The following is a 13,622-nucleotide window of genomic DNA, read 5'->3' on the forward strand; positions in this document are numbered from 1 at the left end:
AGCACATCGGCGGCCGGTGCGGTTCGGCCGGTTGCGGCGATGTCGGTCCGACTATGAGCCCATGGAGCACCCACGATGAACAGACTGGAGAACGACCTCGGAGGCGGCTTCCTCGCCGCGTTGAGCGCGCCCGCGCGCGCCGCCGACATCGACGCCGCCGACGATCTGTACGGCTGGCTGATCGGCAGTTGGGAGATGGACGTGGTGCATTACCGCGTCGACCTTCGCGATGCGCCGCGGCGCGGCGAGATTCATTTCGGCTGGGTGCTGGAAGGCCGCGCGGTGCAGGACGTGTGGATCATGCCGCCGCGTCGCGAGCGCGACCATGGACTCGCTGCCGGCGATGCGAGCGATGCAGGCGACGCGGACTACACGATGTACGGCACCACGCTGCGCATCTGGGATCCCGCGCTGCGGGTGTGGCGCGTGACCTACGTCAATCCGCGAACCGGCCAGCGCGACGAGTTGACCGGCCGGCGCATCGGCGACGATCTCGTGCAGATCGGCACGCATGCCAACGGCACGCCGATTCGCTGGAATTTCACCGACATCACGCGGGATTCGTTCCGCTGGACCGGCGTCGTGCTCGCGCCGGACGGCGTGACGTGGACGCTCGAAGCCGAGTTTCACGCGCGGCGCAAAAGCTCGTTCGCGGCCCGATAGCGGCGGCCCGATGAGCGTAGCCGAGCGAGCCACTGAACCCACTGAGCCACCGGCTGCGCCCGGCAACGCCCGCTGCGCCGCCGGCCTCAATCGCCGTCGCCGAGTTGCCCGAGTAGCGCCTGCAAGCTCTCCACATGCCTGAGCAGCAAATGGCGATGCTTCTCGATCTGCTCCAGCCGGCCCGCAAGGTCGGCCTGGATCGGGTCGTCGAGATCGGCGGCGGCGATCACCTCCTCCACCTTCGCGCGTACCGACGACAACTCCACCGGCGCGTGACTCAGATGCCGCTCGAAACGCCGCACGTCCTGGATGGCCAGATCGCGGACCTTGCGAAAGTGCGCATGACGCCGATGCGCTTCGGCGTCGAGCGTTTCTTCTTCGACGCGTCTGGCCGGTCCCGGCTGGCCGAAAATCGGCTCCGGCGGCCGCAGCACGGTCTTCTTTCGCACCGGATGCGCGGTGCCGCGAAAGCGCGCAAGCGGCTGTTCGTTGTCGATCGCCTCGCGGGCGTTGGGCGGTATCTCGTGCCCGGTATGCGGCACGTTCATCCAGCCATGCGGCAAACCGGTGACCGCCTCAATGCCGCGCACGAATTCCTCGCTGAATTCGCGCTGACCGGACAGCATCAATTTCAGGTAGCTCGCGGAGAAGGTCATCATGCGCGCGAGGCGGGTCGCCGCGCCGACCTCGCGGGTCAGCAGCACCAGGTTCGCCCGCCAGACCGGGAGCAGCAATTCGTCGGAATCTTCCATCGCTGGGTCTTCCATCTTGTTGCCCGATGTAGCGATGACACGCTCACGCGCGTCATCGCTTTGAAAGGGTAGCCGCTTCACTGCGTCGCGCGCAATCCCGACCCGCGCATTTGCGCAACCCTCGGCCGATATTTCGAAAATACACGCTACCGCGCGTCGCCGCGCGGCTGCAAGCGCTTGCGACGTGCCACCTGTTGCATTGACGCACGTATTCGCGCAGCGTTCCTGCGCGTGACGCGCGCAATGTGGCATGCTTGCGTGCCGATGCGACACGTCCCGTGCTGTATCGGTCGCTCCACAACATTGACTTAAGGGTTTTGTAATGAAGAAAATCGTTCTCGCCATTGCCGCAGCTGTCGTCACCTTGAGCGCGATCGCTCCCGCACAAGCTAATGAGCATCATCACGAATGCCACAAGGTGCGTATCCATCATCACTGGGAAAAACGCTGCCACTAATGGTGGTGATGCTGTGCCCAACGGGCACGGCACGCATCGCAAAGCCCCGCCGAAGCGGGGCTTTTTTGTAGCAAGCCGGGTTTGACGCGGCACGGCGCAGATAGAGGTACGACGCTCTATACGTTCCGCGCGAAAATGGCGGCACGCAATCACGGACACATGCTGTTACACCTTCGCGGTGTGAGCCGACGCGGACACGGTTCCATGCAACCGCGCAGCACCGTGAACCGCGTGGTGAAGAGATGAATTCAATCGCAGCGGCGACGCTGGCTTCATGCCACTTCCAGGTTGCGTCTCAAGCCGCCTTGACGCGCTCCAATGCCATCGTCACGAGGGCTTCCAGCAACGGCTCGACCTTCGCGGCCAGCGTTTCGTCATACGCATACGGCATTCGTTCCTCCATATACGTGATTTGCGACAACTCGAGCTGCATGGCGTGTACGCCTTGCGCCGGCTGCCCGTACTGCCGCGTGATGTAGCCGCCCTTGAAGCGGCCATTGGCGACCGCCGTATAGCCGCCATGCCGCTCGACCATAGCGGCCAATTCCTCGGCCACTCCCGCCACCGCGCTCGCGCCATTCGACGTGCCGAAGTTGAAATCCGGCAGACGTCCTTCGAAGAAGCGCGGCACATGCGAGCGGATCGAGTGCGCTTCCCACAGCAGCACCTTGCCGTGCTTCGACTTGAGCGCGGCGAGCTCGCCGGTCAGCGCGTCGTGATACGGCTGCCAGTATGCGTCGCGGCGGCGCGCGACTTCGGCCTCGTCCGGCAGATGCCCGTCGAGATACAAGGGCTCCTTGTCGAACGTATCGACTGGCAACAGACCGGTCGTGTCCTGCCCCGGATAGAGGTTCGCGCCATCGGGCGCGCGGTTCAGATCGATTACGTAGCGCGCGTACGTCGGCGCGAGAATCGATGCGCCCATCCGTTTGGCGAACGCATAGAGACGGTCCAGATGCCAGTCGCAATCGTCAGTGCGTTGCGCGGCCGGGGTCATCGTCGCGGCGATGTCGGCGGGGATCTGCGTGCCCAGATGCGGGATCGAGATCAGGAATGGCAGGCTTCCCTGATGCAGCGAGAAAACCGGCGGAGTGTTCAATGCAGTCATGTCAGTCCGGAATCGAGGGGGATCGAAGGATCGCTTCAGCAAGTCATTTGCGCAGGTGAGGCGGGCAACCGATGCGCACGGCTCATTGGAGCCGTTCATTGGAGCCGTTCACCTGAACCATTCATTTGAGCAGCTCCGCGAGCGCCGTGCGATAGCGCGCGTAAGCGCCCTCTTCGTCGCGATGCCTGCGGTTGTCGACAACCTTGTCACCGCCCGCGTAGACGTCACGAATCGGCGTCTCGCCGTGCTCACAGAATACAACGCCCGAGAGCCACGCGTCGCGCGCGTGCTCGGCGATGCTCGCGTGATCGGCGTCGAGCACGAGCCAGTCCGCGCGGCGGCCGGCCTGCAACGCGCCGACCGCGCGGCCCGTGGCGTGCGCGCCACCGTCGAGCGCGGCGTCGAACAGACGGTCCGCGACATGCGTGGCTTGCGCCGACGCCAGCACGTTGCGCTGCCGGCGCGTCAGACGCTGGCCGTATTCGAGCAGCCGCAATTCCGCGCGCCAGTCGACGCCGATATGGCTATCCGAGCCCACGCCGATGCGCCCGTGCGCGTCGAGGTATTCCTGTGCCGGGAAAATGCCGTCGCCGAGATTGGCTTCGGTGGTCAGGCACAAACCGGCCACCGCCCCGCTCTTCGCGAGCGCCAGCGTTTCGTTCGCGTCGACATGGGTTGCGTGCACGAGGCACCAGCGGCTGTCGACGTCGAAACGATCCAGCAGCCATTGCACCGGACGCGCGCCTTCGGATTCGACGCACGCGTCGACCTCGGCAGTCTGTTCGGCGATATGGATATGCACGGGCGCGTCGGCATCGATCGCGCCGAGCAGCGCACGCAACGACTCCGCCGACACCGCGCGCAGCGAATGCGGCGCCACGCCGTAACGCAGCGCGGCGCTCTCAGGACGCGCCGCGCGCAACGTGCCGAGCAGATCGAGCAGGCTTTCCGGCGTGTTGATGAAGCGCCGCTGATCGTCACGCGGCGCGCGCGCGCCGAAGCCGCTGTACTGATACAGCACCGGCAGCATCGTCATGCCGATGCCGCTCACCGACGCGGCATCCACCACGCGTTGGGCGAGTTCCGCCTGATTCGCGTAGCGGTTGCCGTCCGGCGTGTGATGCACGTAGTGGAACTCGCACACCGACGTATAGCCCGCCTTCAGCATTTCGATGTACAGCCATTGCGCGACGCTCGCGAGGCCCTCCGGCGTGATGCGCGCGGCGAAGCGATACATCAGGTCGCGCCAGCTCCAGAAGTTGTCGGTGGCGCCTGTGCCAGACGCGGCGCGATACTCGGTGAGGCCGGCCATCGCGCGTTGAAACGCGTGCGAATGAAGGTTCGGCATGCCAGGCAATACCGGGCCAGCGGCTTTGGGTACACCCGCAGGCGCAGCGGACGTATCCGGCGTGACCGCCGTCAGCGTGCCGTGCGCGTCCCATTCCAGCAGCACGTTGCGGCGCCAGCCATCCGGCAGGTACGCGTAGTCGGCGAACAGCGATTGATTCGATTGGGTCATCGGTTAAGTTGTCTCTCAGGTCTTAGCTCAATTCACGCCGCGTATAAACCGTCTCGCCCGCGCGCACGACTCGCGCGCACAACGGACGCCCAATCCAGTAAGCCAGCTCCGCCAGCGAGTCGACCGACCACACCGCGAAATCGGCCGCCCGCCCGGCTTCCAGCGCGCCATGCGTGTCCGCTTTGCCGAGTGCGCGCGCCGCGTGCGCCGTCACGCCTTGCAGCACTTCGGGCACGGTCATGCGGAACAGCGTGGTCGCCATGTTCATCATCAGCAGCAGCGACGTGGCCGGCGACGTACCGGGATTGCTGTCGGTCGAAATCGCGATCGGCACCTGATAGCGCCGCAGCAATTCGAGCGGCGGCAATTGCGTCTCGCGAATGAAGTAGTACGCGCCCGGCAGCAGCACGGCCACCGTGCCCGCCGCTTTCATTGCGGCGACGCCGGCTTCGTCGAGGAATTCGAGGTGATCGGCGGACAGCGCATGATGACGCGCCGCGAGTGCGGTGCCGCCGCCGTTCGACAACTGCTCGGCGTGCATTTTCACCGGCAGCTTGTAGCGTTGCGCGGCGTTGAACACACGCTCGCTTTGCTCGAGCGAAAATCCGATGCGCTCGCAAAACACGTCGACCGCGTCGACCAGGCCTTCGTCGGCGAGCGCGGGCAGCATCGTGTTGCAGACTTCGTCGATATACGCATCCGCGCGGCCGGCGAATTCCGGCGGCAATGCGTGCGCGCCGAGGAATGTCGTATAGACCGTCACCGGATAGCGCTCGCCCAACTGCCGCGCGACACGCAGCATCTTGCGCTCGCTGACGAGATCGAGGCCGTAGCCGGATTTGATTTCGATTGCGCTCACGCCTTCGGCCAGCAATGGTTCGAGCCGCGCGGCGGACTGGCGGAACAGCGAGGCTTCATCCGCGGCGCGCGTGGCGCGCACCGTCGAGACGATCCCGCCGCCCTGCCGCGCGATTTCTTCATAGCTGACGCCCGCGAGACGCTGCGCGAATTCGTCCGCGCGCTGCCCGCCGTACACCAGATGCGTATGGCAATCGACGAGGCCCGGCGTCACCCACGCGCCGTGCAGATCTGCGCGCGGCCATGCGGCGTAGTGAGCGGGTAATTCGGAGGCTGCGCCGAGCCATGCAATGCGGCCGTCTTCGACGGCGATCGCGGCATCGGCGAGCGTGTGCTGAGGGTCGCCCTGCGGGCAAAGTTTCAGGTGATGCCAGACGGTTTGCTTCATCGCGTGCTCGTTGCAGCTCGTTGCGTGTCTGTGGTGGTTCGCGTGCGGCCGCCGTGCAGCGGCTGGGCGGGCACGCGAAACGTCGTCATCGTTGCGTATAGCGGATGCTGATCGCGAGCACCGCGCCCGCGCCTTCGAGCGCGCAGGGCAACGCGTTCGGCGTGTCGATGCGCAGCGTGTCGCCGGCGTCGAGCGGCTGGGGTTCTGTGTCGCCTAGCGTGACCGTGACCGAACCGCTCGCGCAGAACAACAGCACCACGTCGGCCGACAAGGTGCGCTGCGTGCTTTGCTGCGTGCTTTGCTGCGATTGGCCGCGCCACACTTCGACTTCGCCCTGCGCCGCGTCACGCCGCACCATCAGGTTGAAGTCGCGCGTCGCGCCGTCGACCAGACGCGCGTCGATGTGCGCCTCGCCGTCGAAGCGCGCGATGTCGAGCGCTTGCGTCAGCGTATGCGACTTCACCACGTTCAGGGCGTCCACTTCATCGAGCACCATCCCCGCGCCGGACAACAACGCCAGCGTGCGATCGACGCCCGCAAAGCGCGAGAACGGCCCGGCTTGCGCGACATCCGCGATGCTCACGCGCCACACGAAAGCATCGAGCCCCGCGTGCGCGGGACACGCGGCCACTTCGCGCGTGACGCCGCCGCCGTTCTTCCACGGCGCCGCCACGAGGTCGGCGCCGCGAATCAGCGTGAGGGTTGCCATGCTGCCGACCACCGTCACGATCAACGGCCCAGCATCGGCAGCTTGAGGCCCGCCTCGCGCGCGGTTTGCTGCGCGAGTTCATAGCCGGCATCCGCGTGACGCATCACGCCGGTGGCCGGATCGTTGAACAGCACGCGGCCGAGGCGCTCCTTCGCGGCAGCGGTACCGTCCGCGACGATCACGACGCCCGAGTGCTGGCTGAAGCCCATGCCGACCCCGCCGCCGTGATGCAGCGACACCCACGACGCGCCACCCGCCGTATTCAGCAGCGCGTTGAGCAGCGGCCAGTCGCTGACCGCGTCCGAGCCGTCCTTCATCGATTCGGTTTCGCGATTCGGGCTCGCCACCGAACCGGTGTCGAGGTGATCGCGGCCGATCACGATCGGCGCCTTCAGTTCGCCCTTCTTCACCATCTCGTTGAACGCCTGGCCCAGACGATAGCGATCCTTCACGCCGACCCAGCAGATCCGCGCCGGCAGACCCTGAAACGCGATCCGTTCGCGCGCCATGTCGAGCCAGTTGTGCAGATGCGGATCGTCGGGGATCAGTTCCTTGACCTTCGCATCGGTCTTGTAGATGTCTTCCGGATCGCCCGACAGCGCGACCCAGCGGAACGGGCCCTTGCCTTCGCAGAACAGCGGGCGGATATACGCCGGCACGAAGCCCGGGAAATCGAACGCGTTCTCTACGCCCATTTCCAGCGCCATCTGACGGATGTTGTTGCCGTAGTCGAGCGTGGCCGCGCCGCGCTCCTGCAGCGTCAGCATCGCCTGCACCTGCCTGGCCATCGACTGCTTGGCCGGCTTGACGATGCTGTCCGGCACGGTCTTCTGACGCTCGCGCCAGTCTTCCACGCTCCAGCCTTGCGGCAGGTAGCCGTGAATCGGATCGTGCGCGCTGGTCTGGTCGGTCACGCAGTCCGGCGTGATGCCGCGTGCCACGCACTCGGCGAACACGTCGGCGGCATTGCCCAACAGACCGATCGACACCGGCTTGCCGGCCTGCTTCGCCGCGTCGAGCATTGCGAGCGCTTCGTCGAGCGAGGTCGCTTTCTTGTCGACGTAGCGCGTCTTCAGTCGGAAGTCGATGCGAGTCTCATCGCATTCGACCGCGATCATCGAGAAGCCCGCCATCGTGGCCGCCAGCGGCTGCGCGCCGCCCATCCCGCCGAGACCACCGGTCAGAATCCAGCGGCCCTTCGGATCGCCGTTGAAATGCTGGTTCGCCACCGAGAAGAAGGTCTCGTAGGTGCCCTGCACGATGCCCTGGCTGCCGATGTAGATCCAGCTGCCCGCGGTCATCTGACCGTACATCATCAGACCCTTGCGATCGAGTTCGTGGAAGTGTTCCCACGTCGCCCAATGCGGCACCAGGTTCGAATTGGCGAGCAGCACGCGCGGTGCGTCCGCATGCGTGCGGAACACGCCGACCGGCTTGCCCGACTGGATCAGCAGCGTTTCGTCTTCGTTCAGGTCTTTCAGCGACGCGAGAATCTGATCGAAGCAATCCCAGTTACGCGCGGCACGGCCAATGCCGCCGTACACGACCAGTGCGTGCGGATGCTCGGCCACTTCGGGGTCCAGATTGTTCTGGATCATCCGGTACGCGGCTTCCGCGATCCACGTCTTGCAGGTCTTTTCCGAGCCGTGCGGTGCGCGGATCGTGCGGGTCGGGTCGAGTCGCGGGTCGATGTGTTTCGGGTTGTTCATGATGGCCCTCGGAATGCTTGGAGATGTTCGGGAGAGGTTCGAAAATGCGTCGAAAATGCGTCGAAAAAGATTCGGGAAAAGCGAAATCAGAAATGACCGGTGAAGCGGTAACGGCTGCCCGGATGCCACAAATTCGCGATCGACGCGACCTGGCTTTGCGACCACGTGCGTCGATGCAGCACGAGGCAAGGCTCGAGTTCGTCCATCGTCAGCAACTCGCGCGTGTCGGCGTCCGCCGCCAACGCTTCGATCCGGTACTCGACCCGCTGCAACGGCGCCACACGCACGAGATACTGGTTCGGCGTGGTGTTCGTGAAGTCCTGCAGCGCGTACTCGGGCGCGACTGCCGGATTGACCCAGCGCTCTTCGAGTTGCACCGGCTCGTCGTTTTCGAAATGCAGCACGCGCGAACGAAACACCGGGCTGCCCGCGCTCACCTGCATCTCTTCGGCGAGCGCTTCGTCGGCGATGCTCGCGCCGATGTGCAGCACCTTCGCCTGATAGCGATGAGCGCGCGCGACGATTTCGTCGGAGATGCTGCGGATCGCCACCAGCGTCGATTCGTACTTGGGACGCGCCACGAACGTGCCCGAGCCCTGCACGCGCGTGAGCACCTGCTCCGAGGTCAGCTCGCGCAACGCGCGGTTGACCGTCATGCGCGCGACGTTGAATTCGCGTGCGAGCTCGTTTTCGGAGGGCACCTGGTCGCCTTCGGCCCACTCGCCCGCGTGAATGCGCGCGAGGATGAAGTCCTTGATGCCCTGATAGGCCGGTGCGTTCATGGCTGGGTCCGCGTGCGCAAAAACTTACTGTTCAGACACGAACGAGAACGGGCTCAGCTTCGCGATCGTGCCGTTCTGCACGAGCTGCGTGACCGCCGCGATATCCGGCGCGAAGTAATGATCGAGTTCGTAATGCGCGACGTCCTTGCGTACCGTGTCCATTGCCTTCTGCAGGCTCGGGCTGGTCTTGTGCGGCGCGCGCAGATCGACGCCTTGTGCGGCGGCGAGCAGTTCGATCGACAGAATGTTCGCGGTGTTCTCGGCGATGTCGCCGAGCTTGCGCGCGGCGAACGTCGCCATCGACACGTGGTCTTCCTGGTTCGCGGAGGTCGGCAGCGAATCGACCGAGGCCGGATGCGCGAGCGTCTTGTTTTCCGACGCGAGCGCGGCCGCCGTCACGTGAGCGATCATGAAGCCGGAGTTCACTCCGCCATCACGCACGAGGAACGGCGGCAGGCCCGACAGCGTCGCGTCGATCAAGAGCGCGATGCGGCGCTCGGCCAGCGCGCCGATTTCGGCAGCGGCCAGCGCGAGGTTGTCGGCGGCGAACGCGACCGGCTCGGCGTGGAAATTGCCGCCCGACAGCACTTCGCCGGTGTCCGGGAAAATCAGCGGATTGTCGGAGACCGCGTTGGCTTCCAGCAGCAGCACGTCGGCGGCGTGGCGCATCTGGTCCAGGCACGCGCCCATCACTTGCGGCTGGCAGCGCAGGCTATATGGGTCCTGCACCTTGTCGCAATCGGCGTGCGAAACGTTGATGCCCGAGCCTTGCAGCAGCGAGCGGTAAGCCGCGGCGGCGTCGATCTGGCCTTGATGGCCGCGCAGTTCGTGAATGCGCGCGTCGAACGGCTTGACCGAGCCCATTGCCGCATCCACCGACAACGCGCCGGCCACCAGCGCGGTGCGGTACAGGTCTTCGATCGCGAACATGTTGTAGAGCGCGAGCGCGGTCGATGCCTGGGTGCCGTTCAGCAGCGCCAGACCTTCCTTCGCTTGCAGCGTGAGCGGCTTCAGGCCGACCAGCGCGAGGCCTTCGGTGGCGGGCATGCGCTCGCCCTTCGCGAACACTTCGCCGACGCCGAGCAGCGTCGCCGACATATGCGCGAGCGGCGCGAGGTCGCCCGATGCGCCGACCGAACCCTTGACCGGGATCACCGGCAGCACGTCGGCGTTGAACAGCGTGATCAGCGCTTCCATCACTTCGCGGCGGATGCCCGAGTGGCCGCGGCCGAGGCTCGACAGCTTCAGCGCGATCAACAGACGCACGACCGGACGCGACATCGGCTCACCCACGCCGACCGCGTGCGACAGCACCAGATTGCGTTGCAGCAGTTCGAGCTGGTCGCGCGGGATATGCGTGCTGGCGAGCCGCCCGAAGCCGGTGTTGATGCCGTAGGCCGGCTCGCCCTTCGCGGCGATGTCGGCGACGGCTTGCGCGCAGGCGTCGATGGCGGCGTGGCTGGCGGGATCGAGTTGCAGCGTGACGTGGTCGCGCGCGATCTTGCGCAGTTGCGGGAGAGTCAGAAAACCGGGCTTCAGAATCATGATGTCGTCCTGTCTATACAAGTTCAGTGAAGTCTAGCTGTGCGGCCTTGTATATACAACTTGTTTTTAATTCTTTTGGCCTAGGGACTTTCCATTAGATAGGGGCTTTCATGCCAGGCTCGTGACCCTGCCCGGGCCGTTGGATGGCAACTCGATTGACATCGCTTACCGCGTTTTGGCGCCGAACTTGTATATACACGCCCAAATAGCACGCGTGCTCACACAGGCAGCGGACTCATCCTAAGCGTGCCGCTAGAGCTTCACGCGCGCCGCGATGAAATCCAGAAAGCACTGCACGCGCCCGGCCAGCGACGCGCTCTGGTAATACACCGCGTTCACCGGCTGCCGCTCGTCCACCAGCACGCCGCCGAGAATCGGCACGAGGCGCTGGTCGCGCACGTCGGCCGCGGTCATGAAGTCGGCGAGACAGGCGATGCCCCATCCCGACAGCGCCAGTTGCCGCAGCGCCTCGCCGCTCGACGCGGTGATCGCCGGCTCGATCTTCAACGACCCGGCGCGGCCCTTGCGCCTTTCCCGCACCCGCCAGCGGTTCAGGTGCTCCGGCGCCGTGAAGCCGATCAGCCTGTGGGCGCGCAACGCTTCCACCGTTCTGGGCTCGCCATATTCGGCCAAATACGCCGGGCTCGCGAGCACCCGCAGCTTGCTGCTGCCCAACGCGCGCGCGTGCAGCGTCGAGTCCTGCAACGCGCCGATCCGGATCGCACGTTCTACTTCGTCGAAAGCGGCGAAGCGTCGTTCCGCGACATGAGCGCCGCGATCGCGCGCGTGATGAAACTCGGCGCGCCGCAAGACTGGCCGCTCGCGTAAGCGCAGGAAGAATGGGGTTACGAAATGGCCTCGTATGGGCTCGGCTCGAATAGCCGTGTGCGTGGCGAGCGCGCGCGCAAGCTGCCTGGATGGCAACCGAAGCGTACATCCGTGATCGACTGGATCGAGCACGACATGCTGGCGCCAGAGGGGGTTTCCTTCGGGGCGTGATCCGAGGGACTTCCTTCAGGGCGCCCCCCAAAGGTGGCCTCCCTCGGGCGTAATCCGTGTAAGCCCGGCCGTTGCGAATCCGTAAGCTCTTCTCGATAAAATCGCACTCACCTGACCGTGCGATTCGTTCATCCGAGTCGCCCATGAGCCCGGATTTGATCGATGACCTTCGCGCTGAACTTCGAATGGCTGACCAACCTGCTGGCGATTCTATTCGTCGTAGCGTGCCTGTACGACTCACGCTACGACGAATATGGCGTGTTGACGCTGGCCGCGGCCGCGATGGGCCTCGCCGTGATGGCGATGGAATTTTTCCTCAAGCCCGCTTTCGATATGGCGCTTTGATGCGCCCGATGCGCCCGATGCGCCGCACCGTATCGCTCAGGAACCGCACGCCGCTCAACCGCCGCGCGTCTCGTCTTCATACCGGTCGTGATGCCTGACCCAGTCGGTCAGATTGCTGGCCTCATTGCGTCCTTTCGGCGTCACGTCCAGATGCGCGTACGTGTTGATGAACCGTTCGTCGCCGCGTCCGTAGCAGGAATACGTGTGATACACGTCGCCTTTGTCGTCCTTGTAGAACACGCTGTGGCCGTGTTGCTCGTCGATGCCGACGTCCTGCTCGGTGAAGTTGTAGAAAGCCTTTTTGCTGGCTAGCTCCTCGGGCGTGAACGACACGTGATAGTCGAAATTGAAATCGCTGCCGCTCGACGACACCCACGGAAAGGTCCACCCCATGCGCTTTTTGAAAGCCTCGATCTTCGCGAGCGGCGCGTACGATACCGTCACGTACGACACATCGTGATGCTCCAGATGCGTCACGATCCCGGTCATGTGATCCGACAGGAACGAGCAGCCGACACAGCCCTCTTGCCAATCCGGGCCCATCATGAAGTGATACACGATCAGCTGGCTGCGGCCGTCGAACAGATCGGCGAGCGTCTTGCGGCCCTGCGGCGTATCGAACGAATAAGCCTTGTCGACCTTGACCCACGGCAGCGCGCGGCGTTTGCGGGCGAGCTCGTCGCCGGCGCGCATATGCGCTTTCTCTTCGGCCAGCAGCGCCCTGCTCGCGGCCAGCCATTCCTGTCTCGTGCCAATGCTGTGTTGCAGTTCCATCTGCGTCTCCTTCCCTGCGTCAGGCAGGCTAGTCAGGCACACTCAAACGAATCCAGAGCGAATCCCAAGCAGTTCGAACGGATTCAGCCGACATAGCGTTCCAGCGAATCGAGCCCATCGGTCCAGCCGCGGCGATGGTCTTCGCACTGCGCGTCGTCGGCGAAACGTTCGTGCGTGAGCGTCAGCCACGTGCCGTCGCCCGTCGGCTCCAGCAACAGTGTGACCTGCGATTCCGGTTCCGGGCGATGACGCCACTTCCACGTGAAGACCAGCTTGCGCTCGGACACCACCTCCAGATACTGGCCGCCGACTTCGACCTCGCTGCCGTCCGGCTTGCGATACAGAACCGTGTAGCGCCCGTCGATCCGCACATCCAGTTGCGCGCGGACCACGTCGGCGCCGCCCGGATGCATCCACGTCATGAATTGCGCCGGTTCCGTCCACGCGCGGAAGACTTTGGCGGGCGTGGCGTTGAGTCGCCGCTGGAGGGTGAGGCTGGGCTGGGCGGACATGGAGCGGGCTCCTCTTCGACGAAAGCGGCAAGACGGTCGAGCGACTCGGACCAGAAGCGCTGATAGCGGCCGAGCCACTCCATGGCTTCCTCCATCGGCCCGGCACGCAGACGGCACGCGACCGTGCGGCCGGTTTTGCTGCGCGTGATAAGACCGGCCCCGGACAGCACGTCGAGGTGTTTCATCACCGCGGGCAACGACATCGCAAACGGCTCGGCGAGTTCGCTGATCGACAGATCGTGTTCCGACAGACGCGCGAGCAACGCACGCCGCGTCGGGTCCGACAGCGCGGCGAAGGTGCGATCGAGTAAGGCTTCATAAAACTTAACCATGAGGTTAAGTATAGAAACGGGTGCGTCAATGTCAAGGACAGGTACGCACTTTCTCGAAGGGCGCGGAAACAGCGGCGCAGCGGGACGGCCCAAAAAGATACGCGGCACGCAGCAGATAAAACCCTGCAACGCGCCGCGTCAAGGAGGAGAACAACCGACTACATGTCCAG

At 64.9% G+C, this 13,622-nt stretch carries 14 protein-coding genes and 2 pseudogenes; 4 read left to right on the top strand and 12 right to left on the bottom strand.

Annotation, left to right across the window (positions count from 1 at the left end):
- Positions 1-75: 75 nt before the first annotated feature.
- On the top strand, positions 76-663 hold the full coding sequence (locus HV744_RS13640) for a hypothetical protein (RefSeq protein WP_175150027.1): 588 nt from the start codon (positions 76-78) through the stop codon (positions 661-663).
- 86 nt (positions 664-749) lie between these two features.
- Here the strand turns inward: HV744_RS13640 and HV744_RS13645 are convergent, their stop codons facing one another.
- On the bottom strand, positions 750-1,415 hold the full coding sequence (locus tag HV744_RS13645) for a hypothetical protein (RefSeq protein WP_175150028.1): 666 nt from the start codon (positions 1,413-1,415) through the stop codon (positions 750-752).
- Between the two features lie 322 nt (positions 1,416-1,737).
- On the opposite strand from HV744_RS13645, the gene HV744_RS37985 reads away from it, so the two are divergent.
- A complete protein-coding gene (locus tag HV744_RS37985) occupies positions 1,738-1,872 on the top strand; it encodes a hypothetical protein (protein ID WP_281363642.1) in 135 nt (44 codons plus the stop codon).
- A gap of 295 nt (positions 1,873-2,167) precedes the next feature.
- On the opposite strand, the gene hutG is transcribed toward HV744_RS37985, so the two are convergent.
- From hutG to HV744_RS13685, 8 genes and pseudogenes are all read right to left on the bottom strand, one after another.
- Positions 2,168-2,980, bottom strand: coding sequence for an N-formylglutamate deformylase (gene hutG, locus HV744_RS13650; RefSeq protein WP_175150029.1), 813 nt, complete (start codon positions 2,978-2,980; stop codon positions 2,168-2,170).
- 121 nt (positions 2,981-3,101) lie between these two features.
- Positions 3,102-4,499 (bottom strand): formimidoylglutamate deiminase, encoded by a 1,398-nt coding sequence (locus HV744_RS13655; RefSeq protein WP_175150030.1) that lies wholly within the window; start codon positions 4,497-4,499, stop codon positions 3,102-3,104.
- Between the two features lie 22 nt (positions 4,500-4,521).
- Complete coding sequence (hutI, locus tag HV744_RS13660) at positions 4,522-5,745, bottom strand: imidazolonepropionase (RefSeq protein ID WP_175150031.1); 1,224 nt, start codon at positions 5,743-5,745, stop codon at positions 4,522-4,524.
- Positions 5,746-5,830: 85 nt separating this feature from the next.
- Entirely contained in the window at positions 5,831-6,454 is a 624-nt protein-coding gene (locus HV744_RS13665; RefSeq protein WP_175150032.1) for a HutD/Ves family protein, read from the bottom strand.
- Positions 6,455-6,474: 20 nt separating this feature from the next.
- Complete coding sequence (gene hutU, locus HV744_RS13670; protein ID WP_175150033.1) at positions 6,475-8,163, bottom strand: urocanate hydratase; 1,689 nt, start codon at positions 8,161-8,163, stop codon at positions 6,475-6,477.
- Positions 8,164-8,249: 86 nt separating this feature from the next.
- Positions 8,250-8,945, bottom strand: a complete 696-nt coding sequence (gene hutC, locus HV744_RS13675) for a histidine utilization transcriptional repressor HutC (protein WP_175150034.1) — start codon at positions 8,943-8,945, stop codon at positions 8,250-8,252.
- Between the two features lie 24 nt (positions 8,946-8,969).
- The gene (gene hutH / locus HV744_RS13680; protein ID WP_175150035.1) at positions 8,970-10,490 is read right to left on the bottom strand and encodes a histidine ammonia-lyase; all 1,521 of its coding nucleotides are present in this window, start codon (positions 10,488-10,490) and stop codon (positions 8,970-8,972) included.
- 252 nt (positions 10,491-10,742) lie between these two features.
- Positions 10,743-11,225: pseudogene (locus HV744_RS13685) on the bottom strand (LysR substrate-binding domain-containing protein); the annotation flags it as partial.
- Between HV744_RS13685 and HV744_RS13690 the strand changes: the two are divergent.
- Together HV744_RS13690 and HV744_RS13695 are read left to right on the top strand one after the other, a co-directional pair.
- Positions 11,205-11,489 (top strand): annotated as a pseudogene (locus tag HV744_RS13690) (NAD-dependent epimerase/dehydratase family protein); the annotation flags it as partial. The pseudogenes HV744_RS13685 and HV744_RS13690 sit on opposite strands and share 21 nt — an antisense overlap.
- A gap of 162 nt (positions 11,490-11,651) precedes the next feature.
- On the top strand, positions 11,652-11,834 hold the full coding sequence (locus tag HV744_RS13695; RefSeq protein ID WP_175150036.1) for a hypothetical protein: 183 nt from the start codon (positions 11,652-11,654) through the stop codon (positions 11,832-11,834).
- 54 nt (positions 11,835-11,888) lie between these two features.
- On the opposite strand, the gene HV744_RS13700 is transcribed toward HV744_RS13695, so the two are convergent.
- From HV744_RS13700 to HV744_RS13710, 3 genes are all read right to left on the bottom strand, one after another.
- Entirely contained in the window at positions 11,889-12,608 is a 720-nt protein-coding gene (locus HV744_RS13700) for a DUF899 domain-containing protein (protein WP_175150037.1), read from the bottom strand.
- An 83-nt stretch (positions 12,609-12,691) separates the two neighbouring features.
- Positions 12,692-13,030 carry an SRPBCC family protein gene (locus tag HV744_RS13705; protein ID WP_246279027.1) on the bottom strand — a complete coding sequence of 113 codons (339 nt, stop codon included), beginning with the start codon at positions 13,028-13,030 and terminating at the stop codon, positions 12,692-12,694.
- Entirely contained in the window at positions 13,027-13,452 is a 426-nt protein-coding gene (locus HV744_RS13710) for an ArsR/SmtB family transcription factor (protein WP_175150039.1), read from the bottom strand. The genes HV744_RS13705 and HV744_RS13710 overlap by 4 nt, the downstream gene beginning before the upstream one ends.
- Between the last annotated feature and the right edge of the window lie 170 nt (positions 13,453-13,622).

The organism is Paraburkholderia ultramafica (assembly GCF_902859915.1).
GTDB classification, from domain to species: domain Bacteria; phylum Pseudomonadota; class Gammaproteobacteria; order Burkholderiales; family Burkholderiaceae; genus Paraburkholderia; species Paraburkholderia ultramafica.

What these genes read in the sequence shown, in the direction of transcription:
- HV744_RS13695 (WP_175150036.1), top strand. Translation starts at nt 11,652, where the DNA reads ATGACCTTCGCGCTGAACTTCGAATGGCTGACCAACCTGCTGGCGATT.
- hutG (WP_175150029.1), bottom strand. Translation starts at nt 2,980, where the DNA reads ATGACTGCATTGAACACTCCGCCGGTTTTCTCGCTGCATCAGGGAAGC.
- HV744_RS13665 (WP_175150032.1), bottom strand. Translation starts at nt 6,454, where the DNA reads ATGGCAACCCTCACGCTGATTCGCGGCGCCGACCTCGTGGCGGCGCCG.
- HV744_RS37985 (WP_281363642.1), top strand. Translation starts at nt 1,738, where the DNA reads ATGAAGAAAATCGTTCTCGCCATTGCCGCAGCTGTCGTCACCTTGAGC.
- HV744_RS13655 (WP_175150030.1), bottom strand. Translation starts at nt 4,499, where the DNA reads ATGACCCAATCGAATCAATCGCTGTTCGCCGACTACGCGTACCTGCCG.
- HV744_RS13705 (WP_246279027.1), bottom strand. Translation starts at nt 13,030, where the DNA reads ATGACGTGGATGCATCCGGGCGGCGCCGACGTGGTCCGCGCGCAACTG.
- HV744_RS13640 (WP_175150027.1), top strand. Translation starts at nt 76, where the DNA reads ATGAACAGACTGGAGAACGACCTCGGAGGCGGCTTCCTCGCCGCGTTG.
- HV744_RS13645 (WP_175150028.1), bottom strand. Translation starts at nt 1,415, where the DNA reads ATGGAAGATTCCGACGAATTGCTGCTCCCGGTCTGGCGGGCGAACCTG.
- HV744_RS13700 (WP_175150037.1), bottom strand. Translation starts at nt 12,608, where the DNA reads ATGGAACTGCAACACAGCATTGGCACGAGACAGGAATGGCTGGCCGCG.
- hutU (WP_175150033.1), bottom strand. Translation starts at nt 8,163, where the DNA reads ATGAACAACCCGAAACACATCGACCCGCGACTCGACCCGACCCGCACG.
- HV744_RS13710 (WP_175150039.1), bottom strand. Translation starts at nt 13,452, where the DNA reads ATGGTTAAGTTTTATGAAGCCTTACTCGATCGCACCTTCGCCGCGCTG.
- hutH (WP_175150035.1), bottom strand. Translation starts at nt 10,490, where the DNA reads ATGATTCTGAAGCCCGGTTTTCTGACTCTCCCGCAACTGCGCAAGATC.
- hutC (WP_175150034.1), bottom strand. Translation starts at nt 8,945, where the DNA reads ATGAACGCACCGGCCTATCAGGGCATCAAGGACTTCATCCTCGCGCGC.
- hutI (WP_175150031.1), bottom strand. Translation starts at nt 5,745, where the DNA reads ATGAAGCAAACCGTCTGGCATCACCTGAAACTTTGCCCGCAGGGCGAC.